Annotated in this window: 1 protein-coding gene; it reads left to right on the top strand. The window is 43.9% G+C overall.

Annotated features, from left to right (window positions below):
• Positions 1–339 precede the first annotated feature (339 nt).
• The coding region (locus R7Z50_RS25305) for an SDR family oxidoreductase (protein ID WP_318149460.1) at positions 340–947 on the top strand (608 nt) is incomplete at its 3' end.

Here is a 947-nt window from a genome sequence, read left to right as displayed (position 1 = left end):
TTGTTTAAGCAGCCACTGCCATTTGGAGCCGGTCATTCTCATGTGCCTCTTATCTTTAGTGAGAAAGTCGATAGGAAATTCAAAACGTTATTCTTTGTTTAAGCATAGGTGAAATTTCCGGGTTCTCTTTGCGCTTGATGGGCTTCGTGATCAAGGTACTGGTATCCGAACCATTGGATAGTTTGAAAACTATTGGGCAAATTTAGAAGTGAACGGGTGTTGAAAATCAGAAAGGCATGCTGCTTCAAAGAATGGCGTTCGTAAGATGTGAATCAGCCTATATTCCGTTACCTTAATTGGTACACACATTAGAAAGCACTTTTACGAACGAGGTAGAAAATGATTGTAATCACAGGTGCAAGTAGCGGCTTAGGGGCGGAGTTGGCCAAGCTTTATGATGCGGAAGGGAAAGCCACTTATCTGACTGGACGAAGTGAGAGTAAGCTCTCTACAGTCACAAACTGCTTATCGAACAATGTTGGCTATCGAGCTTGTGATCTCGCATCCCATCAAGAAGTGGAACAATTGTTTGAACAATTAGATTCTATTCCGAGCACGGTGGTTCACAGTGCAGGCAGTGGGTACTTTGGGTTGTTACAAGAGCAAGATCCAGAGCAGATTCAAACCTTAATAGAGAATAATCTCAGCTCAGCGATTAACGTGCTTCGTGAGTTGGTTAAGCGATACAAGGATCAGCCTGTTAATGTAGTGATGATCATGTCTACTGCGGCTCAGCAGCCCAAAGCTCAAGAATCCACATACTGCGCTGTGAAATGGGCAGTCAAAGGATTGATTGAATCGGTTCGTCTGGAGCTGAAAGGTAAGCCAATGAAGATTATTGCCGTATATCCGGGAGGAATGGCGACGGAGTTTTGGGAAACCAGTGGTAAGAGCTTGGATACGAGTAGCTTTATGAGCGCAGAAGATGCAGCATTAATGATACATGG

Source organism: Vibrio sp. 1249-1, assembly GCF_033340495.1.
This window is presented reverse-complemented; position numbering and strand designations above follow the sequence as displayed.